Genomic DNA, 26,074 nt, shown 5'->3' on the forward strand with positions numbered 1-26,074 from the left:
AATTACTCATCGTATAGTGACCCAAATATGCCAGGCGCGTTTCCCAATGACGGCATGATGCCGCCCTCGGGTAAAAACACCATGGCCGTGGTGGCGTTGGTGTTGGCGATCATCGGGTTGGTTACCTGCTGGGTGGCAATCCTAGGTTTCTTGCTGTCGATTATTGGTGTTATCCTGTCGATCATTGCGTTGGTGAAAGTGAAAAACTATCCGCCGGTAACCGCCGGGAAAGGAATGAGCATTGCCGCGCTGGTCATCTCGGTTATAGGCGTGTTGGTTGGCCTCTTCGTTACCATCAGCATGGTTTATGTGGCTTCGGTGGCATCAGAGTGCTTTACCATTGCTGACCCAACGGCGAAGGCGCAATGCGTGCAAGAAAAGCTGGAAGCCGTCACTAAATAATTGAACCCTCCTATAATCGCTTGTCGACGTGCTCCGCGTCGGCGTTGCTTACTACTCCTTGGCCCGCACCGGTAAGCCAAGGGGTTTTGCCATTTTTTATGGGGGTGGGCTGCCTGGGGGCGTCGACAAGCACACAACACGAAACTAAGAATCATGACATCACCATTACCAACCCACCGCATTCTTGCCCCGGATCTTGCCCGCGGCGCCGCTCTGCTGGGCATCGCCGTCGCCAACGGCATTACCGCGTGGAGCGTAACCGGGTTGCCTGCCGCCGCAAATGAGCTGGAAACTTACGCCGGGATTATCGTGAATGATTCCCTATGGGACAAAATCATGGTGGTCATAGGCACGTTATTTGTGCATGTGAGAGGGCTGCCTATGTTCGCCACCCTCTTAGGCTATGGCATTGGCATGATCCTCGTGCGGGAACAACACAGAGGTGCCACCCCCCGGAATGCGCGCATCATTCTGGCCCGCAGGTACGGGGCACTGACGATCATCGGTGCCCTGCACACGGTGTTTCTGTTTTACGGCGATATCATGCTCACCTATTCGCTCATCGCCCTGGTTGTGGTGCTCATATGTACGTTCCCTGACCGGATATTGATGAGTCTTGTTGGCGTTTCCGCAGTTATTGGGGCCGCGCTCATAGCCCCGTGGGGGTACAGCCCTTTCGACGCCGTGGCCCCCACAACCCCCGTCAACCAGGATGGGGGATCCGGTTATCTTATTGACCAGCTCTATGTGGGGTTCGGCATTCTATTGCGGATGCCCGGACAATTCTTCATCGACCTGGTGACCTTGGGGCCGCTCATCCTTCTCGGCTTTATCGCAGGCAGAAGGGGTGTGCTGGAACATCCCGATCGGTACGTCATAGCCATGCGGATTGTTGCCAGCATCACGGTGCTGGTTATTGTGGGGGTCGGAATCCCATGGGGGCTATCCGCCCTAGGAGTGTTGCCGGCGGAACCATTCTGGCATGGGATCAATCGGGTGGCCGGCCTGTGGAGTGGGCCCGGGTTTGTGGTGTGGATTTTCTGGGGCGCTCGATGGTTGCAGCAACACCACCTGTCGAATAGGCTACCGATCCGCATGCTTGCCGCCTTGGGGCGCATGTCGATGACAGGTTACGTGCTGCAATCAGTATTATTTACCATCATCATGGTGCCGTGGGGTTTCGCAATCGGTGCCGGCCGCGGGGCCGCCACCGTTACCCTCATTGCCACCGGGATTTGGGGGATAACAGTGATCTTCGCCTACCTGTGGTCACGCACCGGCAGGCGAGGACCACTAGAGATTCTGCACCGCACCCTCGGATATGGGAGGCTACCCAACGCCAAAACACAGATAATGTGATATGTCATGGGATGTGACGAAAAGACATCATATGCTTGAGTTTGACCACTGTTTTCTCGTAATGAAATCGGGTTTATGTCATGAAATCATCATCATCCGTTCGTATTCTTACCCCGGATCTTGCTCGTGGCGCGGCCCTTCTAGGGATTGCTATCGCTAACGGTATTACCGCGTGGAGCTTAAGGAGCGGCGATGCCCCACAGGGATACCACAGGACGCTCTCCGGGATCATCGTCAATAATTCGCTGTGGGACAAGCTCACCATCATCTTGGCAGACATGTTTGTGCACACCAGGGGCCTGCCCATGTTCGCCACCCTGTTAGGCTACGGGGTGGGCATGATCCTGGTTCGGGAACAACGCAAGGGCGCCACCAAGAAACAATGCCGCGCAATCCTGCTGCGCCGCTATGGGGCGTTGATCCTTTTTGGTCTCCTGCACATGGTCTTTCTCTTCTACGGGGACATCATGTTCAATTATGGCCTCATCATATTGGTGTTGGTTATCCCCATGCGCAACGCCAAGAATAAAACCCTGCTCATCACCGCCGGGGTGTTATTCGTCTTAGCCATGGTGATGAATAGTGCCCTGTGGTCCTACCTGGACATGAACGCAGTACTATTGCACGGCTATGGTCACGGCTATGTGCAGGACCAATTGGTCCGGGGCGCATCCTTGGCCTTTATGTATAATTTTCTCCAGTTCCCGTATATCCTCCCCCTGGTAGGATCGGTGATCCTCATTGGATTCGTCGCCGGCCGCAATGGGGTGCTAGAGCATCCTGAACAGTTCCGCACCCCCATGCGGATTGCCGCCGCCATCACCGTGATTATTGTGATCGCGGTTGGTTTGCCGGTAGGGTTGGCCAGCCTTGGGATTCTTGGGCATGAAAAGTTCTTCTATATCCTCAACTCGCTTGTGGGCATGGCCTCGGGGCCGGGAACCGTGGTGTGGATTTCGTGGATTGCCGGTTGGGTGGAACGTCGCAAGTTCACTGATACGCTGCCCATCCGCATGCTCACCGCCTTGGGGCGCATGTCCATGACTGGTTACGTGCTGCAATCGGTCATATTCATCTTCATCATGACCCCCTGGTTCCTGGGCATCGGTTCCGGGCAGTCCGTGGCCATAGTGGCGGTGACCGCGACCGGTATTTGGCTGGTCACTCTTGTCTTCGCCTACCTGTGGTCACTCACAGGTAACCGCGGACCATTAGAGATTGCCCACCGGAGCATTGGATACAAAAAGAATCGGGTGTATGGTGAAACCCCGCAACTAGCACCAGCTTCGTAACCACCAGTGTCCACGCCCCAATGATGCTCTCCCCATGAATGTGGGGGAGTGGTTGGGGCGGCATCCCTAGGATTCCGCAAGCTGATAGGCGCTAAAAACATGCGGGTGTGGGTAATATGTGAAGATTTGCTGGGTGGATATCTTCTGCCATGTCTGGTGGATATGCCAAAATATAAGTGACCAATAGGAGAAACATAACTAATGACGTATCCCGACAATCCGCAACAACCACATAGTAATCCTTACGACAAAGCTTACCCAGTATCCCCCTTCGAATCCGAACCGCAACAGGCGCAACAACAGCAACCTCCACAGCAGGTGCAGCAACCGCAGCCACAACAACAGCCTCAACAGTGGCAGCAGAACCAGCAGCAAGCCCCCTGGCAGGGGCCGCCCATGCCACCGCAAGGGGCGTCGCAAAGCGGCAGCATAGGTGCGCAACCTGCGCAACCAAATCCCATGGCTTACGGGCCAAACATGCAGCCGCCGCAGCAGGTCCCGTATACCGCCAACCCCTATGCGCCCGCGCCGGTGGCGGTGGATCCGCAGAACAAGAACTACCTGGGGCTGGTTGCCATGATTATGGGGGTGCTATGTGTTCCCTCGCTGATATTCATAGGGTGGTGGCCGCCCACTATTGCAATAGTGACCCTGGCGGTTTCCATTGTGGCATTCGTGCGCCGCAAAAACTATGTGGAGCAAAACCGTATGACCGGCTTCGCCATTACCGGCCTGGTGCTTTCCAGCGTGTGCATCGCCATTATCGCTGTCGGATTTTTAATCTATGCGGTGGTAGAAGCAACCGATAGTAACACCTATGATAATTATGATAATTACCGCAGCTACCTCCCCGACAACAGCCTCGAAGACGCCTAGCACAAAGGCGAATGAGCAATAGCATAAAATCACCCCCACCAGTTGGAAACCGCAACCGGTGGGGGTGAAAATTTTCCCGCTAATAGTCTGGCGGCTAGTCGAGGTAATCCCGCAGTACCTGCGACCGCGACGGGTGCCGCAGCTTCGACATGGTCTTCGACTCGATCTGCCGAATCCGCTCCCGAGTCACCCCATACACCTGACCGATCTCGTCCAGGGTGCGGGGCATGCCATCCGTCAACCCGAATCGCAGCTTCACCACGCCGGCCTCCCGCTCGGATAAGGTGTGCAACACGTCCTGCAACTGGTCCTGCAGCAGGGTGAACGACACCGCATCCACCGCAATCACAGCCTCGGAATCCTCAATGAAGTCGCCCAGCTGGGAATCTCCCTCGTCACCAATGGTCTGGTCCAGCGAAATTGGCTCCCTGGCGTATTGCTGGATTTCCAATACCTTATCCTCGGTGATGTCCATTTCCTTTGACAGCTCATACGGTGTGGGCTCCCGGCCTAAATCCTGCAACAGTTCCCGCTGAATCCGGCCGAGCTTATTAATAACCTCCACCATGTGCACCGGGATACGGATCGTCCGCGCCTGATCCGCCATGGCGCGCGTGATGGCCTGGCGGATCCACCACGTCGCATAGGTGGAAAACTTATAACCCTTGGTGTAGTCGAACTTCTCTACCGCACGAATCAACCCCAGGTTGCCCTCCTGAATCAAATCCAGAAACGCCATGCCGCGACCCGTGTACCGCTTCGCCAACGACACCACCAGTCGTAGGTTGGCCTCCAACAGGTGATTCTTCGCCTTCCGGCCATCTCGGGCGATGGCCCGCAAATCCCGCTTCACCGCGGGCGTCAGCTTTGCCTCCTTATCGCCATTGCTGTAGGCCTTCTCCATCTGCTTCATGCGGTAGTCCGCATACAGGCCCGCCTCGATGCGTTTCGCCAGCGACACCTCCTGCTCCGCATTGAGCAACGCAACCTTGCCGATCTGCTTGAGGTAGGCGCGCACCGAATCCGCCGACGCGGTAAGCTCCGCATCCTTCCGGGCCTGCCGCAGCGCAGCCGACTCGTCCTCATCCCACACCGAGGAACTATCTTCATCTTCCTCGTCCACGGGTGGCATGGCGTCGTCATCGTCGCTGAGGTGCGGATCTATGACCGCATCCTGATCATCCTCATAGCCGTCCACATCGGAATTGCTCAACCCATTGGTCAAATCAAAGTCGGAATCCGGCTCCAGCAATGAATCCTCATCCTCAATGAGGTCATCATCCATCTTGATCGACTTCGGCGCCACGGCTTGCTTCTTCGCGGCGGTCACCGCAGCCTTGCGGGTAGTTTTCTTCGCAGCGGTTTTCTTGGCCGCGGTCTTTTTCGCGGCAGTCTTTTTTGCCGTGGTCTTCTTGGCCGCGGTTTTCCGCGTGGTTTTCTTCGTCGCCTTCTTGGTAGTTTTCTTCGCGGTCTTCTTTGTGACCTTTTTCGCAGTTTTCTTGGCTGGTGCCGTCGGCGTATCGGCAGTAGCTGCGACATCAGCCACCGCCGTCACCTCGGTAGCATCAGTTGCAGCCGCCTTTTTGGGGGCAGCTTTCCGAGTGGTCTTTTTTGCCGTGGTTTTTTTCGCTACACTTTTCTTCGCCGCGGTTTTCTTGGTGGTGGTCTTCTTCGCCGCTGACCGACGCGCAGCAGGAGCAGTCGTGGTGGACTCTCCCGCACTAACACCAGCAGCTGGTGCCTCCGGCGTGGCCGGGGTAGCGGTACGCGGTGCTGCCTTGCGGGCAGTTGCCTTTCGGGCGGTTTTCTTTGCAACCTTCTTGGTTGCCGGTTGTGGAGTGCCGCTTGAAGCCGCCCCCTCGGTGGAGCTGCCGCCAATGCGTGCGGTTGCGGAAGTATCTGAATTCTCAGTGGCTGCCACGTACGCCCTTTCGCCTGGAAAAATCATTGACTGTGGATGAAACTAGAACTACTAGATGGGTTGTGTACACCTCAGCAGCCACAAAAAGATTCCCAACCAATTGGTAAAAATTTTGATTGAAAACTACAAAAGGCGCTGAAACCGTGCTTCCCTGTCATGGACAACATGCCATTATAAAACAAGTGCACAAAAAATGCTGACTTGATTAGTTCTCCACCCACCACCCAAGTGGCACTTTTGCTTTACGACGGGCCGAAAGGTGGATTACATCACAAACTTACTGATGGGCCGGGGTGGCCCATCAGGGTAGCGCCTTCGGTGAGGAAGATTTCCCAATGCTATGGGTGCAAACCGGCTTCCACCGCCATTGCGGCGCCCACAATGCCCGCCCGATTCCGAAGCTGGGCCGGCACCACCGGAGTCTCAATCGTCAACAGTGGCACCCACTTATCCGCCTTCCGGGAAATCCCGCCCCCCACCACAAACACTGTTGGGTTAAACAGCCGCTCATACTCGTGCATCACCTTATCCACCCGGGCGGCCCACTTCTTGTAGCTCAACTCCTCCACATCCTTGATGCGGGATGACGCAATATTCTCCGCGTCCTGGCCGTCAACGATCATATGGCCCAATTCTGTGTTCGGGAACACCACACCATCTATCAGCAGTGCCGAACCAATGCCTGTACCAAACGTCAACATCATGACCGCACCCGACTTCGCCAACGGATCCCCGAAATGGGCCTCCGCCACCCCGGCCGCATCCGCATCATTGAGCACATGCACATCCGTTCCCGGCAGATGCTTGGCGAACAACTCATGCGAATCAATCCCCACCCAACTGGGATCAATATTTGCCGCCGACAACACCACCTTATTCTTAATCACGCTCGGCAATGTGATACCCACCGCATCCGGCCATTCGGCAATCTTTACAATTTCGGCGCAGGTGGCAGCAACCGCATCAGGGGTTGCTGGCTGAGGGGTGAATATTTTGATGCGTTCACCAATAAATTCACCAGTGTCAAGATCAACTCGGGCGCCCTTGATACCAGAGCCGCCAACATCAATACCAAATCCAATCCGGGTCATAAGGGCTAGTTTACTGAAAACCGGCAGCGCATAATACAAAATTCCTATGACTCAACCGAAGAAATGCTTGATAAGTGATATTTATCACGTTCGCAATGGCGTGGGGTCCATCGGCATAATGGGTTCTATGCCCTTAACCGACATGAATTATCACGATCTCCGGGTTTCCGCAATCACCCAGGCCGCCCACCATTGGGGCGGGCGTCGACAAGCGGAAATGTTCGACTACCAGTACGATACCAGCTTCCTCACCGAAGGGTTCGCAGAGCACTCTGAGGAACAACGCTACGCCGAACTTGCCCGCACCGCCGTCACCATCGCCGCCGCCGCGGCCAAGGTCATCGCCGAACGCCGTGCCGCCATCGAAAACCTCCAGGCCGTCACCACCACCAAATCCTCCGATGTCGACCCCGTGACCATTGTCGACACCGCGGCCGAAGAAGTCATCCGCACCATGCTCACCGAGCTCCGTCCCGGCGACGGCATGATCGGGGAGGAGGGCACCGCCACCACCGCCACCACCGGCGTCACCTGGATCGTCGACCCCATCGACGGCACCGTCAACTTCTTGTATAACCAACCCCAATACGCGGTCTCGCTCGCCGCCGAAATCGACCACACCCCCGTCGCCGGTGTTGTCCTCAATGTTGCCACCGGACAACTCTGGGTTGCCAGTAAAAATGGGGGCGCCATCACCCTGGGGCCGCACACCCCGCCGCGGCTGATTACCACATCCACCGAAACCAGCCTGACCCTCAGCCTGGTGGCCACCGGATTCTCATACTCCGCCGCCCGGCGCAAAAAACAAGTCGAAATCCTGGGGGAACTTATCGGCACCATTCGGGACATTCGCCGCCGGGGAAGCGCCGCCCTCGACCTGTGCGCCGTTGCCGACGGTCAGGTAGAAGCCTATTACGAACACGCCACGAACGTATGGGACTACGCCGCGGGGGCGCTGGTCGCGTTGGAGGCCGGGGCCGTGGTGGAAACCCCCCGATATGGCAGCCCTCACCATCATGAGACCGACAAGAATCTGGTGTGGGCGTGCGCGCCGGGGATTGCCCGCCAGTTTGCGACCGTCATGCGAAAAATTCCCACGGCGCTTCCCGACAATCAATACGGTTAACCGGGGATAATACGCATTTTCCACCCCGTGTGAATTTACTATCATAATCGCAGCTAGTTGCCGGTTTTGCGGAAGCGTCATGAGCGGCGCTGGGTGGGGAAATATGACAACATGGCATGTTGTGCCTTAAGATGCGCCACGAAGCCAGTAAAAACGGGAGTGATACCGGTTTTGTACTGTGGGATTGAATGACTCATAGGTCGTCGGCGACGGATAATGATCCGACGATGGTATGGGGTGGGGGTAGTCACCACTCCTACATCACATACCATTGTGAGCGACACTGAGCACATTTAGCCGCATCAGTGATAAAAAGCGTGTAAAACTATCGGCAACCTGACCAATAACGGTAGTGGCACCGCACGACGTGTTGCGCGACGGTGCTACCAGCTGGGTCGCAAGGCTTAATTTATCGTATCCATTATTAATCTGAATAGGAAGCAAAAGTCTTATGGCAACCGACTATGATGCACCACGTCGTCGCGCTGAGGACGAGATCGAAACTGATTCCCTCGAAGGTCTCAAGGCGGCAGAAAACGTCACCAACGACATGGACGACGACGGAGAAATCGTTGAACCCTTCGACCTGCCCAGCGTTGATGTTGCTGGCGAAGAACTCAACGTCACAGTGATTCCCCGCAGGGAGAACGAATTTACCTGCTCGGTGTGCTTCCTCGTGCAGAATAATAGCCGCATCGACCACACCGAGCCCGATGGCTCCATCGTATGTAAGGACTGCGCCTAACTCGCGTTCACCGCTCACGCCTTCACCACCTGCCCCCGCAGTTGCGCAAACCTGATGCGGCGCGAGGGAACCTTGAGGAACCCTACATGAGGATAAGGTGATGAAGGCGGTTATGCGTTACGGGTGGTGACCGCAGCCTGGTCGGCGTCGGACTGTTGCTCTGGCAAAAACGCGGCCAATAACTGTTCTGGGTGCTTAGATGCCACCAACCAATACGGTGTGGGATCCTCCGGGTCGTCGAGCACCAGCATTACCATCTCCGGCACCCACCCATGCGACACCACGAACGCCGCCGGATCCAATTGCCGGCCCATAGCATTCCGTTTAGCTGTTGCCGGCACCGCCAACGACCGCGACACCACCGTGTGCGGCAGATTCGCCTGCCCCGTCACTAACCAGCGGGTACCATCGGGGTCTTCCTCGACCACAACACTCGTGGACGACAACCACACCAACACCCACACCGCAAGCACGCTGAGCACAACCGCGGGAATATAAAGCCATAACGCCGCCCGATTCAAAGCAAACTGGGCAGAGATGAGCGCAACAATAAATGCGGCGATTAACCACCAATACCAGGGCACCCATTGACGCTCTGAATACAAAACCTTAGGTTCTGCGGTGTTCGGCTGTGCTTGCTTGTTACTCACAGTAGCCAAGTGTACTTCAACACCCCAGGTCTTTAATCCACTTTGAAACCCATATATCTGCATGCTTGACGATGCCCAACCATAGGTGGCGACACTAGTAGTCGAGGGTGGGGGCGGGGGAGTAAGAGCGATTTCTTGACTACACTCGATTCACAACTGTATAACCACCATGTCAAGGAGTAACCTCGCCGTGAATAATAACGTCATCAATCACATTCGTATCAAACGAATAGATAAAGAACTCCCCATCCCGGTACGGGTCCATACCGGTGACGCTGGCGTGGACCTATACTCCACCGAAACCTGCGTTATTCACCCGGGCGAACGCGCCCTTATAGGTACCGGCATAGCCATTGCTCTACCTCTTGGTACAGTGGGGCTTATCCACCCCCGGTCGGGCCGAGCACTCCGGGAAGGATTAGGCATGGTCAATGCCCCAGGCACCATTGATGCCGGTTACCGGGGCGAATTAAAAGTCTGCCTTATCAACCTCGATCCCCGCACCCCAATCCAGATCAATCGGGGAGAACGCATCGCACAACTAGTAGTCCAAAAAGTGGAACTCTTCGACTTTGCCGAAGTAGACGAATTAGACGATACGCTTCGCGGCGACCAGGGCTACGGGTCCACGGGAATTGACTAACCAACCATGACATTTCTTGACTAATATTCACCACGCATATGGTCAGGGGAAAACGAAAGGGTGAGAAACATGCCACTGTGGCCGTTCTCTAAGAAAAAAGCCGAGGATAACAACTACGACTACGACGATAGCTACGATGATGACTTTGAAGAAGACATAGTAGACGAAGACCTCAACACCACCAGCAATACCAGCCGGGGCGGCAGCACTCGGCACAGTCACCACGCTACCGCAGGCCGCAGCTACAACAATAGTGGTGATGCGCCGGCGGAGCCAACTGATTCTGCCCCGGATACTGCCCCTGCTACCTCAACCTCTGGTGCCATCCTGGGGGACGAATACGACGAAACCCCGGACCCTGTCCACGACGCTATTGACGGCGACTCCGGCCCCTTCGATGGCGACTCGGTGAACATCGATGACTTCGACTTCTCCGATTTTTCCACCGGAATACTCAACCTGGGATCCATGCTCATCCCCCTACCGTTCAAATCCGAAGTGCAGGTAGAGATGGGCGCCGACGGCCCGAAAATGCTGCACATTTTGACCGAACACGGCCGGTGCACCCCAGTGGCGTTCGCCGCCCCCGCCCGGGCCGGCCAATGGCGAGAAACCGTGAAAGAAATCACCCAAGGCATGCGCAACGATGGCCTGGATGTGGTAGTCGAATACGGGCCCTGGGGCCGCGAAGTCGTCGGCTCCGCCCCCGGTGGCGGCGGCATTGTTCGCATCATCGGGGTGGATGGCCCCCGCTGGATGCTACGCATGACCCTCGCCGCCCCGATCGACCACGCGGACGAAATGGCAACACTCGGCCGGGAAATCACCGCCCGAACCTTTGTCATGCGCGGCAAAGACCCCATCCTGGCCGGCTCATCCCTGCCGGTTGCGCTCCCCGGCCCGCTCGCCGCCCAAGTGCAAAAAGAAATGGAACGCCGCCAAAAAGCCGCCCAGGAAGCAGCCCAGGCGGCCGACAATGATACGAAGGAATAACATAGTTGACCAGCGAAAAGCTTATCGACGGCGACCCTAATGACCCCGGCGACGATATCCCCGACGGGCCACCGCCTACCCTACTGGAACAAATGGGCGGACTCAGCGGGCTGGTGTCCTCCACCCTCCCCATCCTGGTGTTTGTGCCAGTCAACAACAAATGGGGACTCAACCCCGCTCTCATCGCCGCCCTGAGCATGGCCACCCTCATCCTCGTGTGGCGACTCATCCGCAAGGAAAACCTGCAACCCGCGATTTCCGGGTTCATGGGGGTTGGGATTGGCGCCGCTATCGCCTGGTACACCGGCTCCGCCAAAGGATACTTCGCCTACGGCATCTGGATGTCGCTCCTCCTCGCCATCGTGTTCTTCATTTCCATCCTGGTGCGGTGGCCCATGGTCGGCATCATTTGGAAAGGCATCAACGGCGACGGCATGACCTGGCAAAAAGTTCCAGGCGCCCGCTGGGCCTACACCTGGGCCACCCTAGGGTGGGCGGTGGTCTTCCTCGCCCGATTCCTCGTGAAACAACTCTTCTACCAGGCCGATAACGTTACCGGGCTTGGGGTCGTCAGCATCCTCATGGGCTGGCCGCTCACCGGCCTGGTCACCATCTTCACCGTATGGATGGTGCGCTGCGCCCGCACCGCCATGATCGACGCTGGCTACGAAACCGACGACGACTCAGATGAAACAGACACCACCGATGCCGCCCCCGATCCGGCGTCGACAAGCTCGAAGCCGACACTTCGGAAGGAACCCACACGTGACCACTAACCTCACGCACGGCGACCACATCACCACCACCATCACCAGACCCGCCCACGGCGGCGTGGGCATCGGCGACCTTGACGGGCGCGTCGTTTTCGTCCGCGGCACCTACCCCGGCGACGTGGTGGAAGCCCGCATCACCCAGGTGAAAAAGAACTACGCCAAGGCCACACTCGTCGACATAGTGACCCCCTCACCACTGCGGGTTCCCAACCGGTGTCCCGCCGCCGCCCACGGCGCCGGCTGCTGCGACTTCGCCGACTTGAAACCCGAAGCCGAACTAGAACTCAAAACCACCATCCTCACCGGGCAGCTCACCAAGCTTGGCAAATTGGCTGCTTTGCCGTCGATCACCGCCCAAGAGCTGCTCCCCACCACCGGGTGGCGCAGCCGCATCCGCCTCGGCGTCGACCGGGCAGGGCGTGCCGGGTTCCGCAAAGCCCACTCCCATGACCTGGTCACCGACCACCGCTGCATTCAGCCCATGCCTGGTCTGCTCGGCGACGGCCCCGACAGTATCGTGGGGGCAGACTCGAATCATCGTTTCACCCCCGGTGCGGAAGTTATTGCGGTCCTCGATGACGACGGCACCCGGCACGTGGTGGAAGTCCGCAAACCCGCCCGGGGGCGCCGCAGCGAAATCATCACCAAGGTCATTTCCGGCACCGGCGACGTTGTACAGAAAGTGGGGGAGTACACATTCACCCTGCCCCCCACCGCCTTTTGGCAAGCCCACCACCAGGCATTATCCACCTACTCGGACCTGATTACCCAGTGGGTGACCGGCGGCCAATACGGCGTGGAACCAGTCGGCTGGGATCTCTACGGTGGCGTGGGCGCCCTCGTGCCCGCCCTGCACCACGCCCTAGGAAATAATTCGCACATCCATTCGGTGGAATCCGCCCGGATTATGGCCACCAGCGGCCAAGTCACCTTCGGGGATGACGTGCACTTCCACATCGGACTAGTCGGCAACCTGGTAGACACCCTGCCCCAACCCGACGTTGTCGTGCTCGACCCGCCACGTGTCGGCGCCGGCGCCGACGTGGTAACCCGCATTGCCGCACGAAAACCCCAGCGTGTCATACATATTGGCTGCGACCCAGCCACCTTCGCCACCGACATTCGGGCCTGGTCCCAAGCCGGCTACCACCTCAGCGACATCGTTGTCGTCAACGCATTTCCCGGAACCCACCATTTCGAGACCCTAGGATTGCTACAACCTTGATTTTCTTAAAAGTTGTGGCCCAACAGGGTAGGATAATCTCAGCATCTGGATCGGTGCGGAAATGAAAAACACGCCACCTAAAACAGATGTTCGTTTCGTTGTTGTCATCGTCCGTTGCAGTGAAAGGGCGCATTTTTAGGCTGATGAATATCCTTCCCACAATTTCCACCCCAGCCGATGTGAAGCGCCTGGACTACCCCGAACTTACCCAATTAGCGCAAGAAATCCGGGACTTTCTCGTGGCCAAAGTATCTGCCACCGGCGGCCACCTAGGCCCCAATCTGGGGGTGGTTGAATTGACCATTGCGATTCACCGCATCTTCAATTCCCCCCACGACCCCATCATCTTCGATACCAGCCACCAATCCTATGTGCACAAAATCCTCACCGGCCGGGCCAACCAATTCGACACCCTCCGGCAAAAAGACGGATTAAGTGGCTACACCAACCGGGCCGAAAGCGAACACGACTGGACAGAATCATCCCACGCCTCCGCGGCGCTCAGCTACGCTGATGGCCTGGCCAAAGCCTTCCAACTCACCGGCCAATCCGACCGCACTATCATCGCCGTCGTCGGCGACGGGGCCCTCACCGGCGGCATGTGCTGGGAAGCGCTCAATAACATTGCTGCCTGTCACGACCGTAAAGTCGTCATCATTATCAACGACAATGGCCGCAGCTACTCGCCCACCATTGGTGGCCTGGCCGAAAACCTCGCTAACCTCCGCATTCACAACCGCTATGACCAGGTCATGGAGCAAGGCAAAGCCACCCTGAAATCCCTCGGCTGGGTGGGGGAGCGCACATTCGAAGCGCTCCACGCCTTTAAAGAAGGCGTGAAATCCAGCGTCATCCCCACCGAAATGTTCTCCGACCTGGGGCTCAAATATGTGGGCCCAGTCAACGGACACCACCAAAAAGCCCTCGACGCCGCCATGGCATACGCCCGCGACCACGACGGCCCCCTGCTCGTCCACGTGGTGACGGAAAAAGGCCGCGGCTACGCACCTGCCGAAAACGACGTGGCGGAGCTCATGCACTCCACTGGGCAAATCAACCCCGAAACCGGTCTGCCACTCCAGGTGAAAAAACCCGACTGGACCGGCGTGTTCAGCGAAGAACTCCTTGCCGTGGCCCGCAGCAGAGACGACATCGTAGCCATCACCGCAGCCATGCCCGGACCCACCGGGCTCACCCCATTCCAGGAAGAATTCCCGCGCCGATTCTTCGATGTGGGTATCGCCGAACAGCACGCCATCGCCTCCGCCGCCGGCCTGGCCCTGGGCGGCATGCACCCGGTTGTTGCCGTGTACGCCACATTCCTCAACCGGGCGTTCGATCAGCTCCTCATGGATGTGGGCCTGCTCAACCTACCGGTGACGGTGATATTGGATCGCGCCGGGGTGACTGGTTCGGATGGCGCCAGCCACAATGGGGTGTGGGATTATGCGATCACCGGCATGGTGCCGGGCATTCACGTGGCGGCGCCGCGGGACGGCGACCAGCTCAAAGCGCTATTTCATGAGGCCATCGCCATGGACACCCCCACGGTGGTGCGGTTCCCGAAGGGCACCCTGCCGCCGGTGATCCCGGCGGTGGAAACCCTCGACGATGGGGTGGACATCATTCGCTACACGGACGCCAGCGCGGACGAGGACAACGTGCCGGTGGTGCTGATCGTCGCCATAGGCGCATTTATCGGTCAGGCGTTAGCCGTTGCGGACGCCCTGAGCGAGGCCGGGGTGGCGGTGACCGTGGTCGATCCCCGGTGGGTGGTGCCGGTGGCCCCGACCCTGGTGACCCTGGCGGATGCCCACGATCTCGTCATCACCATTGAGGACGGGATTATTACTGGTGGCATCGGCTCCATGATCGCCACGGCTATGTCCGATGCGGGGGTGTTCACCCCGATCCGGCACCTGGCGTTTCCGCAGATCTTCCCCCACCACGCGACCCGCGACGAGCTCCTGGCCGAGGTGGGCCTGGATGATGCCGGTTGCGTGCAATCGGCGGTGGCCTGGGTGGATGAGCTGTTCCCACCCGCGGCCAGTGACGAAGACCAGCTAGAGCAGTAACACGGAGCTTGTCGACGCCGCCAAGGTGGGTGTGTGGGTGGTCAGAGCACCGTCATGAGGGCTACACCGTGGCAGAGAGCAGCGATAAGGCCGCCTGCGATCATTCCGGGGATGCGGTAAATTCCGCCGATAGCGGCGTCGAAAAGCTGGGTGACAAGGGCGACACCCACGAGGGGAACCACCACGGCCGGATTTGCGCTCAACCAGCCAAGAATGCCCACCATAATATTGAGCGGGATGGAACGGCTGGCGTACATGGCCGGATAATACCGATGTGTGGTGGCATTGCTGCATAACACAGTGGGGTTCATGAGGGCGAGGCCGGCAAACCCCACGGCACCCCCGGCGGCAATGCTATTGATGAGGGCGGCCCACCAAATCAAGATCATTCACTCCTATAATCGTTCAATTTTGAATTAATTCTGATGTTAGCATCAACCCTATGAACAACCAACCACTCATCACCACAGCCAGCTTCAAACTTGGTGTCTTCGGCACCCACATCACCCAAGAATTCAGCACTAGAATCGAAAAACTCGGCCTCAGCCACAAACAAGTAGGACTTCTCGCCATAGTGGACGCCGGACTCGCCAACTCCCAACGCGACATCGCCACCCAACTCGGCATAGCCCCCAGCCTCGTCGTTGCCCTCGCCGACCAACTCGTCGAACGCGGCGCAATCACCCGCGCCCGCAGCACCACCGACCGCCGCATCCAAATCGTGCAACTCACCCCCGCCGGCTCGCAACTATTGCACGAATGCACTACCATCGCGCACCAACTCGACCAAGAAATCCGCAAGGGCCTCAGCCCCCAAGCCCAAGTAGCCCTCGACCTACTGCTCCCCGAAATCCCCTGACCCCAACATCCGTACCAGCCGCTTCGACGCCGTGGCGCGAAACGACTCCTCAATCAGCTCCCCCACCTCCACCCAATCCGTGTCATCCGTCAACCGCAACCCCACCCAACCACGCGGACCAATATAGCCAGGCACAAACGAATCCGGCATCGCCAACACCGCCTGCCGCTCCTCCCTCGGCAATAACAACGACACCGACGGCGGATGCTGCCACACCCCCGCAGCATCCTTCACCGCCATCCCATACCACGCAAAAACCTTCCGGGTATAAAATGCCGGAAACCCCACCGACACCTTTTCCTGCGCGCCAGGCAGCTGCAACGCCAACTCGCGCACCCGCACAAGCAGAGGATCCGAATGAGAAAAACGCAAAGGTATCGTGGCCATGAAGACCAACCTACCAAACTCACCTACTCTATTCGCATCAAATCGGCTACAAGCTGGTTGAAGCGGTGCTCCGTAATGATCGGAATATGATACTGCCGAGCCTTCTTCGCCTTACCACTCATCGAATCGGGATCAGCCGCCACCAACACCACCGTGGCCTTCGTCACCCCACCAACAATCAACCCGGCCGCCACCGCAGCATCCTCACCAGCACGTGTGCCCGTAAACGCCACCCGATCACCCGGCTGCAACGTCAACGTCGACACCTGGGTGGCATCATCACCAGTCGAACCAGTGTTCAAAATTTCCTCCACCACTTCGCGGGAAATCCCCAACGTGTCCGCAGCCAGCCACAACCCATCACGCTCCTGCTGCGTCACCACACCATCACTCATCACCACCCGCACCAACTGGCGAATATACTGCATGTGCACCCGATCGGCATCAGCCTGACTCATACCCAAATTCCGGGCATGCGCCGTCAACTCCCGCCGCTCATGCACCGACAACTCAAAATCCAGCATGGCGAAATCCAGTAACTCCAAATAACTATCAGTATCCACATTCCCGGACGACGGCATCTCATCAATAGCGGCACTCAACCAGTCATCATTCATATACGAATTCCCGCGCTCCATCGTCTCCGTACCCAACGGATACACCTCCCGAGACGGCTGCATAGCATCACCCGTGACAGACACCGACTGGGCGGAATTCGGCAATTCATCCAACAAGAACCGGGTCAACAACCGACCCGTGGCCCGAGCATCCGACAACGCACTATGCGCCTGCTCATTCGTAATACCCATGAACGCCAAACACGAGTCCAACGACCGCGAAGATATCGGCAACGAATTCTGCGCCAACCGCAACGTATCAATATGCCCATCCGCTAACCCGGCCATCTTCAACCCGACCCGATCAAACTCCGACTTCAACATCCGGACATCAAAAATCGCATTATGGGCCACAAAAATCTTCCCCTCCAATAACGCCGCCACGTCATCGGCAACCTGGTCAAACGTCGGCGCCACCGCAACATCCTTCGCGGTAATCCCATGTATTGCCCCATTGGAAATATCCCGCATCGGATTAATCAGTGTCGACCACTCGTAAAGATTCTCGCCATCGTCATCCAACACCACGATCGCCAATTCAACAATCCGATCCGCGGTGGAAAACCCGGTGGTCTCCACATCCACCACCGCATACGTACCCGGATGATACTGCGAAGTAATCTGGCCCACCTTACTGTTTCGCACGTCCAAGGCAACCGGCAGCTGTGTCGGCGTAGTAGAAGACACACTGATCGGTTGCGGCTTATTCTGCGTCTTCAGCAGTTTAAGCGCCTCCGTAAAGTGCGCAGTGACCGAACTGCTCTTTTGCTTCAAACCAAACACCGTCATTGTGGCCCGAATCACCCTATCCAGTTCGGGTTCCGAGGGATCGGCAGGAATTTCCTCGATGAAATCCAACTGAGCCATGGCGTTCCGCACCTCCCACAGGGAAATCTGGTTCGCTGTGCGTTTCCCCTGCGAAGCACGCACCCCCCGCCATTCGTGCGGTACCACTCCCCGGGGCCACACAAACTCGGTATTACTCCGGCCCTCCTTATGGCGCAGATCCTTGGGAATAAGACCCAAAATCCGGCCATTAATATGCTTTGACCCACGCGACCGATTAAAGCCCTTAATGATAAGAACCCGGAGATCATTAAGGCTAATGGGGCCCGCCGCATTCACCGCATCCTCGATGATGCTGCCTAATTCGGCGCGCCGGGCGGAGCTTAATCGTTTCTCCAATTCGTCTCGTTCGCCCAGCTTGGGTAGCTTCACCGGTGAATAGCCCGTGATCTTGGAAATTCCCTTGTTCCCGGCCTGGGCAGTCGCCCCAGCTGCGGTCGCTGGCGGGGTGGTGGGGGCTTCCAACTCCAGCGGCTCCACCGCCAACTCGGGCTTGGCTTCCTCGTTGAGCTGTTCCGTTGCGGCTTCCCGTTGCTGGTCCAGCCGGTTCTTAATCTCCTCCAGCTGGTGCTGGAATCGAGCGTCGCGGGCTGCGAGTTCTTTCTGTGCTGCTGCCAGCTCGTTTTCCAGCTTGTCAACCACCCCATCCGGGTTGATTGCCCACTCCGGGAGCCACACCCGGGTCACCGAAGCCCACTGCATGATCGGTTTCAATAATTCCGGCACCAGATCCCGGTCGCTCACCGTGGGCAGGTGATACCACTTCGGCCCATCCAGGAGCACCCCCACGTGCCACCGGTCATCGTCCTGCGGGCGGATCACCAGGTCCAAGGTGAAGCTAGACATGCCATAGTCGGTTTCGACCACCCAGCCGCGATCCCGCAGCCGCTGCGCCACATCGTCTCGAACATGGTTTTGATTGATGGTTTTCTGGGTGACCTGCGGCAGTGCTAACTGTTCCCCATGGGTGTCATCACTGGCTGGTGCCCCGGCCGTGGTGAGGGTGGTGGTGAGACTATCGACGGCGGTGGCGGCAAGCATATAGCCGCGCAAATCCGCCATACCCTGCGACTTTGTCCGGGAAAGATCAATGTCTACGGCGTCGAAGCTGGCGAACATCACCACTGATCGGCGGGCCCGGGTGATCGCCACATTCAGGCGTTTCTCGCCACCGGTTCGGGTGATCGGCCCGAAGTTGAGTGGCAGCGGACCGCCCGAAGGCTGTTTCGAAAACGCCACGGAGAACAGGATCGTGTCCCGCTCGTCGCCCTGCACATTTTCCAGGTTTTTCACGAAGAGCGCGTCGGTTTCCTGGTGGAGTTTTTGGTGGATGAGCGGATCATCGCTGGCCTCCAATAGGTCCAGGATGAGGTTGCGCTGCTGGGTGTTGAAGGTGACCACGCCCAGGGATTCCTGCGCCGTGATGGGGTTATTGAGGCGTTCGCTGATTTCGGCGACGATGGCGTGCGCCTCCACCTCGTTGGTGCGGTGCAGGCGTCCCGGCTGCCGGTTGAATTGGCCGTCGACTCGTTTCAGGCTCACGCCGGCGGCAACATGGCCGCCGGGGGAGGGGAGGCTGGCGAGTTTCCCCTCGTAGTAGCGTTCGTTGGAAAACGCGATCAACGACTCGTCCTGGGAACGGTAATGCCAGGTCAACCACAGTTGTGGCAGGCCGGATTCGACAGCCTCCGTGAGGATTGATTCCAGGTCTTCCACGTCCGCCATGTCGTCGTCCCCAACAAGTTCATTGTCGTTGGGGGAGTCCAGGATGGTTTTGCCGATACGGGTGGGGGGCATTTGTTTGCTGTCGCCCACGATGACGGCGCTGGTGCCGCGGCCCAGGGCCCCCATGGCCTGATCCACCGTGACCTGGGATGCCTCGTCGAAGATCACCACGTCGAAATGCACCGACCCGGGGGCCACAAAGGTGGCCAGGGAGGCCGGGTTGACCATGAAGCAGGGCGCCACCGTGGTGATTTCGCGCGGGAACTCCTCCAGCAAGGACCGGAAGGAGCGGGCGCTGCGCTTGGCGTCCAGCAAGCGGCGGAGCTTGGCCACACTGCCGGTGATCCGCCCCGGCTTGTAGGGGCGGCGTTGTAGCAGCCGGGCCGGCAGCGCGAGGCGGGCCTCGTCGTGAATGCGCTGCATGGCTGACTGGAGTTTGGTGAGCTGGTCGGCCTTAATGTCCGGTCGGAAACCATCGAGTTGGAACGTTTCGATGCGTTCCTTGATGCTGGCCTCGGCAACGCCCCGCAGCAGGGCGGTGTTGACGTCACTGAGACCGATCTTGTGGCGAAGCAGCTGCTCCACCAGGTCGTCGAAGCCCGCGTCCTTGAGCACCTGCGCGTAGGCGTTGAATCGGGCGATGGTGCGTAGCGCGGTGAACCCACCGGCTTTGAGGGAGGCCTGCCACCGGGGGTATTCCAGCAACAGCACGTCTAAGTGATTGCTGTTGTAGAGGTACATGAAGGATTTTTCCTGCTCGGGGGTGGTGCCGAGGCAGTCCAGCCAGGCGGTCCAGGCGTCGCCGATGACCGAAATGTAGTGGGGGAGTTCTTTGAGCTCGGCCTCGTCGGCGTCGATAAGCTCGGGCCAGCGTTGCGCCGCAGCCAATTGGAATTGGATCTGCTGCTTGCGCATGTTGAGCTGGTTGACCAGCTCCGGCATGAACGGGCTGAGCGTGGAAAGCCCGTCAGTCCATTCGGATTCTTTGAGTTTTGCTTTGAGCTCTTCGGCGCTGGTGCGGAGCAGGGGGATGCTGCGTAGCACCGGGATGAGCTGTTCTGGGGCGTGCTCGCCGGTGACGTCGATGACTGCGTTATGCGGGTCGGGGGAGGCAGCTTTCACGGCGGCGGCGAACCCTGCCAGTCGCTTCTTCCGACCCAAAAATCCCTTGTTGACGGCGTTCGCTTCCGCCAGCAGCGCATCAATATCGCCGTTGCTTAAGAAAGCAGGGGAGAAGATTTCCAGGAGGCCTTCGGCCTGGTTGAGGAGCTGTTGGGCCTCCATTTCTACCGCCGCAATGTGCGGTTCGGCCTTGGCGGCGGATTCCCGCAGCGTGGGCGGAATATGGTCGCGCTTGGGGATGGATCCGATGGCGGTGACGGCCTCTTCGACTTCTAGAATTGGCAGGTCAATGACCGAGGAGATGATGTCGCGGTGCTTACGCAGAATGGTGTAGGCCTCGGTAACCTGCTCCCAAGCGTCGGTGAAGGCTTCGTCGGTGGTGAGGCTGGCGGAGGGGCCAAGCAGCTGCCAGAGCGCTACGTGTTTAGCATCCAAACCTTGGGCGTAGGCGGCGGCGTTATAGACCACGTCTTCGATGTATTCGAGGCTGTCGGTGGGGTTTTTCACGAACGAAACCGGCACTGGTGCGGCGATCACGTCGTTGAGGTTGCTGAGCAGGCTGGTGGCGGACCAGAGGGAATGGTCCAGGGCGTTTTTCGCGTGGATTGCCTCGGGGTATTCCAGGAATGGTTGCAGCCGGGCCTTGAGGTTGGCCTGGAGCGCAGCGAAGCTTTGCAGGTCGTATTCGATTTCGGCGTCGATGGTGGATTTGAGCTGGTGGCGGATGCTGGTGGGGTTTTGGTCCTCACCATGCAGGTCGAGCACGAAGGGGCCGAGGCCCACCGAATTGAGCCGGGTTTTTACCACGTCGAGGGCCGCTTGTTTCTCCGCCACGAACAACACGGTTTTGCCCAGGTCGAGGCAGTGGGCGATCATGTTGGTAATGGTTTGAGACTTGCCGGTGCCGGGTGGGCCTTCCAACACAAAGCTGCGGCCCTGGCCGGCGGCCACGATGGCTTTCAGCTGTGCCCCGTCGGCGGGGATGGGCAGCGCCAGGGTTTCCTCGGAAACGTCGATGTCTCGAATGTCGGAGTTGTCCAAGGGCGCGGGTTCGATGAAGCTTTCCCCGGATTGCAGGGCAATGTGGCGGAAGATGGGGGAGGAGAGGAATTCCGCCCAGTGCGAGTGGATATCTTTCCACATGCCATAGGTGGAGAATTTAGCGATAATAATGTTTGCGGTTTCGGTGACCGTGAACGGCAGGTTGGCGGCCAGAAGCTGCCGGGAAATCTCCGCAACGGTGTAGCTGATGTCCAGCCCGGATTCGTCGAATCGTGGCGTAGAGAGCGCCGGAATGTCCAGGTTGTGGGCCTGTTTTAACCATTCCACCAGGCAGTAATTGGGGCTGGCCTCGTGGGTGGAGTCCACTTTGATGTGCACATGATCGTTGCCGCGCGTGGCCAGTAGGGTGATGGGGATGAGGAAGAGAGGGGCCTCCACCACGCGGTCGTTGCGCTCATACACCAGCCCGCCGAGGGTGAGGTAAAGGTTTGCCGACCCGGTTTCCTCCTTGAGGGTGCGCACGGTGCGCCGCAGATTATTGAAGTAGCTCTTGTATTGCTGCTGGGTAATGTCCGCATACACCCGGGACATGTCGGTGAGCGCGGTGAGCAGGTAGTCGGCGGATAATTCCTTGACGGATTGAATGCCCTGGAGGCGGCGATTTTCGGTCACGTCATTGTGGGCAAACACGGTGAGCGGCTGGCCCTGGTGAATGATGTCATCGAGTTCCGACAGCATGCCGGGCCGGAGCTGTAGCGGCAAAACTTCCCGGCTGGCGCGCATGTTGAGCAGCCGGTTACGGAGCGACAGGTCGAGCAGTTCCCGCTGCCAGGCGGCGATCCGGGCCGGTACGTTTTGCGGTCGTGCTTGTCGACGCCCGGGTCCGGCGGGAATGCTGCCGGTTGGTGGATTATGCGATTCCATGTTGGCGAGAGTACGAGGAAGAGTGCTTGTCATGCCGCCGGCAATGCGGATGGCACTCACATTCATGTTGTCCGATTGTAGGTCGGTGGGGAGGGCGAACTCGTCTGATAATGATGATGGCACTTTCCGCATGGTGCCGGTGGCCGGGTATGCCGGGAATTCACCGGTGCCGGCGGTGGGGTTCGGCAGGGGACGCATCCCATCCAGTCGGGCATCGTGCACACTGACTAGCCCCAAACCGGGGTGCTGTTGGAGGGTATTTTTGGCCTCCATAACCGCATCGTGGAAGGTTGCGTTCGGGGTGGTCATTAACACCGTTTCAATGGGAACCAATTCGCCCGATTGAATATAGTTTCGAATGGTTACCGAGTTATAGATGACGGGGTGTGCGAGGGGCTTCTTGCTGGCTAATAGCCCTGCTAGGGCATGCCCATGGATGATAACGATCACCGGATGCAGGCCAACCTGTTCCAGTAGGGCTGCGTACGTTATTGCCAGGTCAATGCAGGTGCCATTGCGGTTGTGAAGCACCTGGGTGCTGGTTCGAACTCGTTGGCCGGTATGTTCGAATGATGCGGGTGGCTCAGAATATATTAAGTTCCGGTCTTGGAGGGCCTGAAATGCCGCGGCGGCGATCTCTAGGGCACGTTCGCTGCCGGCCTGGTAGCCATTGAGGGCGGTAGAGCCTGTTGCCGCACCTAGAATCTCTGCTGTGTCTCGTTTGAGGGGTTCGATAACCTCAGAATTGGGCTGCACAAAAGCTGCTAAGGATTGGTAGTAGGCGGGGGCATTAAACCATTCGTTTGGCGCTAAAATCCGCAGTTTGGCGGTTTTTGTGCGGGTTTGTCCGCCCACCGTCACGCTGATGGTGAGATCGCCGAAGGTGGATTCGTCGTGGTATTGCAGTAGCGTGGGGTTGATGCGGGTCTGCGCGGAAACGTCATTGACGAGGGTTTTTGACGTGAGTTTCTCTAGCCGCGGTATGGGTGCGGTCAGCGGGGTGAAGAGGTCATGCCCGTTATATTTAGCAGAAATGTTAATGGTATTTTTATCTTTGAGGACGGCCAGGAGCGCCGGCGTGGAGGCGTCGATAGTAACCTCCACATAATGGACCAGGGGAATCTTATTATGTGCTAACGCAAAATTCGTGGCATGGAGGTAATACACCTGAATAACAAAACCCGGGAAATCAAAGGATACGTGTTCATACAGTGATTCATGATGCATGTGAGTAAGCTCCAAGCTAAACCGAAGATAAACATTCAGCATTATCTTAAAGGAAGATAGGAGCTTTAAAAGAGTCGCCCAGCGGTAGCTGAATTTCTGCCTCAGGTTAAGCAGGCAAAAAGTATGAAGCCGGGCGAGCTTCAGAACCCCTCATTATGAGGTAGCGGGACTACGGCAATAGGATAGAAGTAAAAATCGGCAGGCATAATTTTTGCTGCCACGGCCGAACCTGTAACCTTCGCAATAATTCCAGCAATTCCGTGGCGTCCGTCACCTCTTTGAGTTCCTGGCTGCGCCACACGATTTCGTTCGTATCGGATGACTGGATCATATTTTCCACCGGAATACCCACCTGGGCAGCAACGTGCGCCAACTCTTCCCGCACCATCGTTAACGTCGGGAACGACTCCGGGTAATACCGTGACCACGTGTATCGAGATGGTGGCTTGTCGCGGTAGGTTGGTATCGGAAACGGCTCCGGCCACCGCTCCCGCGAGGTGCGCAACGCTTTATCCACCTGGTTTGCCCAATAGCGAGCTTTGCGACGCAGTCTCGGCGGGTAGCCCGTGGTTTTCATGACCTTCGGCACGGTTGTCGGCAACTCCGTGGCTAACGCCACCAATGTTTTGTCCGGCAGCAGCCGCGAAACCGCCGTGTCCGAGGCCTGGGCCAACTTTTCCCGCACCTGCCATAACCAGCGCGCCACCTGAAGCTGCTTGCTGGTTCGTAATCTGCGTACCCCCTTGAGGTCCTCCCAGGATTTCGGGGTGGGGGAGTAGCCCCTATAGACCCGGGTTAAATAGTCGCATTCCTCCGCCACCCATTCGTCTTTCGGAGATTGTTGTGTGAGCTCGCTGCGCATGGCGTCGGCAAGCGGCAATAAATATTCCACATCTAATGCCGCATAGTCTAACCACTCGGACGGTATCGGCCGCCGGGACCAATCCTCCCCGCCGTGATTCTTCCGCAACCGCACCCCAAGGTAATGCTCCACCATTGCCGCCAAATTCACCCGGTGAAACCCTAAAAACCGGCCGGCTAACTCGGTGTCGAAAAGCTGCGCTGGTCGCAGCCGTAACTGTTCCAGGTATGGCAAATCCGACGTCGCGGCATGCACCACCCAGCCGGTGTCGGTCAAAACTCTACCCATGAAATCCGTGGTGGCCTGGGGGTCGGATTCCACATCTATGAGCATCGTGCCCGCACCGGCCCGCCGAATCTGAAGCAAACACACCCGGTTGTGATACCGAAACCCGGATACCCGCTCGGTGTCAACTGCGCACCAACCCGTGCCCTGCGCCAACCGGTCGGCAGCCTGCCTGATCGCCGCGGCGCCGGCAATAAGCTGTGGTGTGCCCTCCGGCGGTGCGGTCACGAATTCAGACATTAACGCCATTATTCAGCGCGGTCACGCCCTCCGGCGGTAACCCAGCCACATGCGCAAGTACTTTCGAAAACGCCACCACGTGGGGTGCCAACTCTACCGATGCCGCCGTCCACGAGGCCCGCATCTTAATCTGATAAGCGCTTGGTGGGCCGGTAATCTCCCCGAACCTAACCGACGCAGTAGACGTCACCGTACCCCCCAGATTCGAATACTCGGCGCCGCCTTCGCTCAAACCTTCGGTCAACCAATCCCAGGCAACCTCCGGCAATAACGGATCTCCAGCCAGTGAATGATCCATATCCGCCTGAATATAAGCTACTAACCGTAATGGGCCTTCCCACACATCATCCGCACCCGGATCGTGCAATAAAATAAGTCGACCGAAGGCGTCACCTTCGGCGTCGGTACTCATCGGCTTGATGCTTTCCGGTCGGGTAACCTCCAAACCAATGGCATGGCTAAACGGCGCTAACCGTTGCGGTGGTCGAATAATTCCTAACGTAATCTCTGGTCGTAACACAGCTTCATGCATAGACGCCATTGCGCGGGAAAAATCCACTGGGGTATCGGTGTCCGTAACCGGAGATTTCTTGGGAGATGTAGGGGTGTTAGTCACACCCGCCAAATTAGCGAAAGATTTCGCCAAAAGCACAGCGCCACGCCGTTGCAGCAGGCCCAGGCGAACCCCGACCATGGAACTGTTATAGGCCTGTTACCTGCTTGTTATCGGTTAGTTACCAAACTTGCTATTTGTCAACCACACACAAGGGGTAAACTCGCAACGGATGCCCCACCAAACGGTGGAAG

At 58.0% G+C, this 26,074-nt stretch carries 20 protein-coding genes; 12 read left to right on the forward strand and 8 right to left on the reverse strand.

Translation table 11 applies throughout. The annotated features are described in order from the left end of the window. Positions 1-27 precede the first annotated feature (27 nt). From HBA49_RS05055 to HBA49_RS05070, 4 genes are all read left to right on the forward strand, one after another. Entirely contained in the window at positions 28-402 is a 375-nt protein-coding gene (locus tag HBA49_RS05055) for a DUF4190 domain-containing protein (protein ID WP_005525707.1), read from the forward strand. Between the two features lie 153 nt (positions 403-555). Further along, positions 556-1,761 (forward strand): DUF418 domain-containing protein, encoded by a 1,206-nt coding sequence (locus tag HBA49_RS05060; RefSeq protein ID WP_005525552.1) that lies wholly within the window; start codon positions 556-558, stop codon positions 1,759-1,761. Positions 1,762-1,841: 80 nt separating this feature from the next. Then, on the forward strand, positions 1,842-3,053 hold the full coding sequence (locus HBA49_RS05065; protein ID WP_005526348.1) for a DUF418 domain-containing protein: 1,212 nt from the start codon (positions 1,842-1,844) through the stop codon (positions 3,051-3,053). Positions 3,054-3,254: 201 nt separating this feature from the next. Then, a complete protein-coding gene (locus HBA49_RS05070; RefSeq protein WP_005526343.1) occupies positions 3,255-3,929 on the forward strand; it encodes a DUF4190 domain-containing protein in 675 nt (224 codons plus the stop codon). A gap of 94 nt (positions 3,930-4,023) precedes the next feature. Here HBA49_RS05070 and HBA49_RS05075 read toward each other — a convergent pair whose 3' ends face one another. Beyond that, on the reverse strand, positions 4,024-5,877 hold the full coding sequence (locus HBA49_RS05075; RefSeq protein ID WP_040431850.1) for an RNA polymerase sigma factor: 1,854 nt from the start codon (positions 5,875-5,877) through the stop codon (positions 4,024-4,026). A gap of 311 nt (positions 5,878-6,188) precedes the next feature. Then, positions 6,189-6,941: a polyphosphate--glucose phosphotransferase gene (ppgK, locus tag HBA49_RS05080; protein ID WP_005520913.1), complete on the reverse strand. Its 753-nt coding sequence runs from the start codon at positions 6,939-6,941 to the stop codon at positions 6,189-6,191. 127 nt (positions 6,942-7,068) lie between these two features. On the opposite strand from ppgK, the gene HBA49_RS05085 reads away from it, so the two are divergent. Then, positions 7,069-8,067 (forward strand): inositol monophosphatase family protein, encoded by a 999-nt coding sequence (locus HBA49_RS05085; RefSeq protein ID WP_225866099.1) that lies wholly within the window; start codon positions 7,069-7,071, stop codon positions 8,065-8,067. Between the two features lie 451 nt (positions 8,068-8,518). Beyond that, positions 8,519-8,812: a DUF4193 domain-containing protein gene (locus HBA49_RS05090; RefSeq protein ID WP_005520916.1), complete on the forward strand. Its 294-nt coding sequence runs from the start codon at positions 8,519-8,521 to the stop codon at positions 8,810-8,812. A 110-nt stretch (positions 8,813-8,922) separates the two neighbouring features. Here HBA49_RS05090 and HBA49_RS05095 read toward each other — a convergent pair whose 3' ends face one another. Further along, a complete protein-coding gene (locus HBA49_RS05095; RefSeq protein WP_005525850.1) occupies positions 8,923-9,471 on the reverse strand; it encodes a DUF3093 domain-containing protein in 549 nt (182 codons plus the stop codon). Between the two features lie 160 nt (positions 9,472-9,631). Here HBA49_RS05095 and dut point away from each other — a divergent pair, with 160 nt between their 5' ends. The 5 genes from dut to dxs all read left to right on the forward strand — a co-directional run bounded on the left by dut (position 9,632) and on the right by dxs (position 15,171). Further along, a complete protein-coding gene (gene dut / locus HBA49_RS05100) occupies positions 9,632-10,105 on the forward strand; it encodes a dUTP diphosphatase (RefSeq protein ID WP_040431849.1) in 474 nt (157 codons plus the stop codon). A gap of 69 nt (positions 10,106-10,174) precedes the next feature. After that, positions 10,175-11,098 (forward strand): DUF3710 domain-containing protein, encoded by a 924-nt coding sequence (locus HBA49_RS05105; protein ID WP_005520919.1) that lies wholly within the window; start codon positions 10,175-10,177, stop codon positions 11,096-11,098. 92 nt (positions 11,099-11,190) lie between these two features. After that, positions 11,191-11,874 (forward strand): DUF3159 domain-containing protein, encoded by a 684-nt coding sequence (locus HBA49_RS05110; protein WP_370443791.1) that lies wholly within the window; start codon positions 11,191-11,193, stop codon positions 11,872-11,874. Next, the gene (locus tag HBA49_RS05115) at positions 11,864-13,096 is read left to right on the forward strand and encodes a class I SAM-dependent RNA methyltransferase (RefSeq protein WP_005526477.1); all 1,233 of its coding nucleotides are present in this window, start codon (positions 11,864-11,866) and stop codon (positions 13,094-13,096) included. Before HBA49_RS05110 ends, HBA49_RS05115 begins: the two co-directional genes overlap by 11 nt. 143 nt (positions 13,097-13,239) lie before the next feature. Next, positions 13,240-15,171, forward strand: a complete 1,932-nt coding sequence (dxs, locus tag HBA49_RS05120) for a 1-deoxy-D-xylulose-5-phosphate synthase (protein ID WP_005526096.1) — start codon at positions 13,240-13,242, stop codon at positions 15,169-15,171. 41 nt (positions 15,172-15,212) lie between these two features. Here dxs and HBA49_RS05125 read toward each other — a convergent pair whose 3' ends face one another. Further along, on the reverse strand, positions 15,213-15,560 hold the full coding sequence (locus tag HBA49_RS05125) for a hypothetical protein (RefSeq protein ID WP_050773696.1): 348 nt from the start codon (positions 15,558-15,560) through the stop codon (positions 15,213-15,215). 53 nt (positions 15,561-15,613) lie between these two features. On the opposite strand from HBA49_RS05125, the gene HBA49_RS05130 reads away from it, so the two are divergent. Further along, positions 15,614-16,030 carry a MarR family winged helix-turn-helix transcriptional regulator gene (locus HBA49_RS05130; RefSeq protein WP_005526582.1) on the forward strand — a complete coding sequence of 139 codons (417 nt, stop codon included), beginning with the start codon at positions 15,614-15,616 and terminating at the stop codon, positions 16,028-16,030. Here the strand turns inward: HBA49_RS05130 and HBA49_RS05135 are convergent. The 4 genes from HBA49_RS05135 to HBA49_RS05150 all read right to left on the reverse strand — a co-directional run bounded on the left by HBA49_RS05135 (position 16,007) and on the right by HBA49_RS05150 (position 25,961). Beyond that, a complete protein-coding gene (locus HBA49_RS05135; protein ID WP_040431848.1) occupies positions 16,007-16,417 on the reverse strand; it encodes an MmcQ/YjbR family DNA-binding protein in 411 nt (136 codons plus the stop codon). The genes HBA49_RS05130 and HBA49_RS05135 overlap by 24 nt on opposite strands. 23 nt (positions 16,418-16,440) lie before the next feature. Beyond that, entirely contained in the window at positions 16,441-23,880 is a 7,440-nt protein-coding gene (locus tag HBA49_RS05140) for an exonuclease domain-containing protein (protein ID WP_005525717.1), read from the reverse strand. A gap of 169 nt (positions 23,881-24,049) precedes the next feature. Continuing rightward, entirely contained in the window at positions 24,050-25,267 is a 1,218-nt protein-coding gene (locus HBA49_RS05145; protein WP_225866100.1) for an HRDC domain-containing protein, read from the reverse strand. Continuing rightward, positions 25,260-25,961, reverse strand: coding sequence for a DUF3000 domain-containing protein (locus HBA49_RS05150; protein WP_005526216.1), 702 nt, complete (start codon positions 25,959-25,961; stop codon positions 25,260-25,262). The genes HBA49_RS05145 and HBA49_RS05150 overlap by 8 nt, the downstream gene beginning before the upstream one ends. Positions 25,962-26,074 lie beyond the last annotated feature (113 nt).

This window comes from Corynebacterium matruchotii (assembly GCF_011612265.2).
Lineage (GTDB): Bacteria > Actinomycetota > Actinomycetes > Mycobacteriales > Mycobacteriaceae > Corynebacterium > Corynebacterium matruchotii.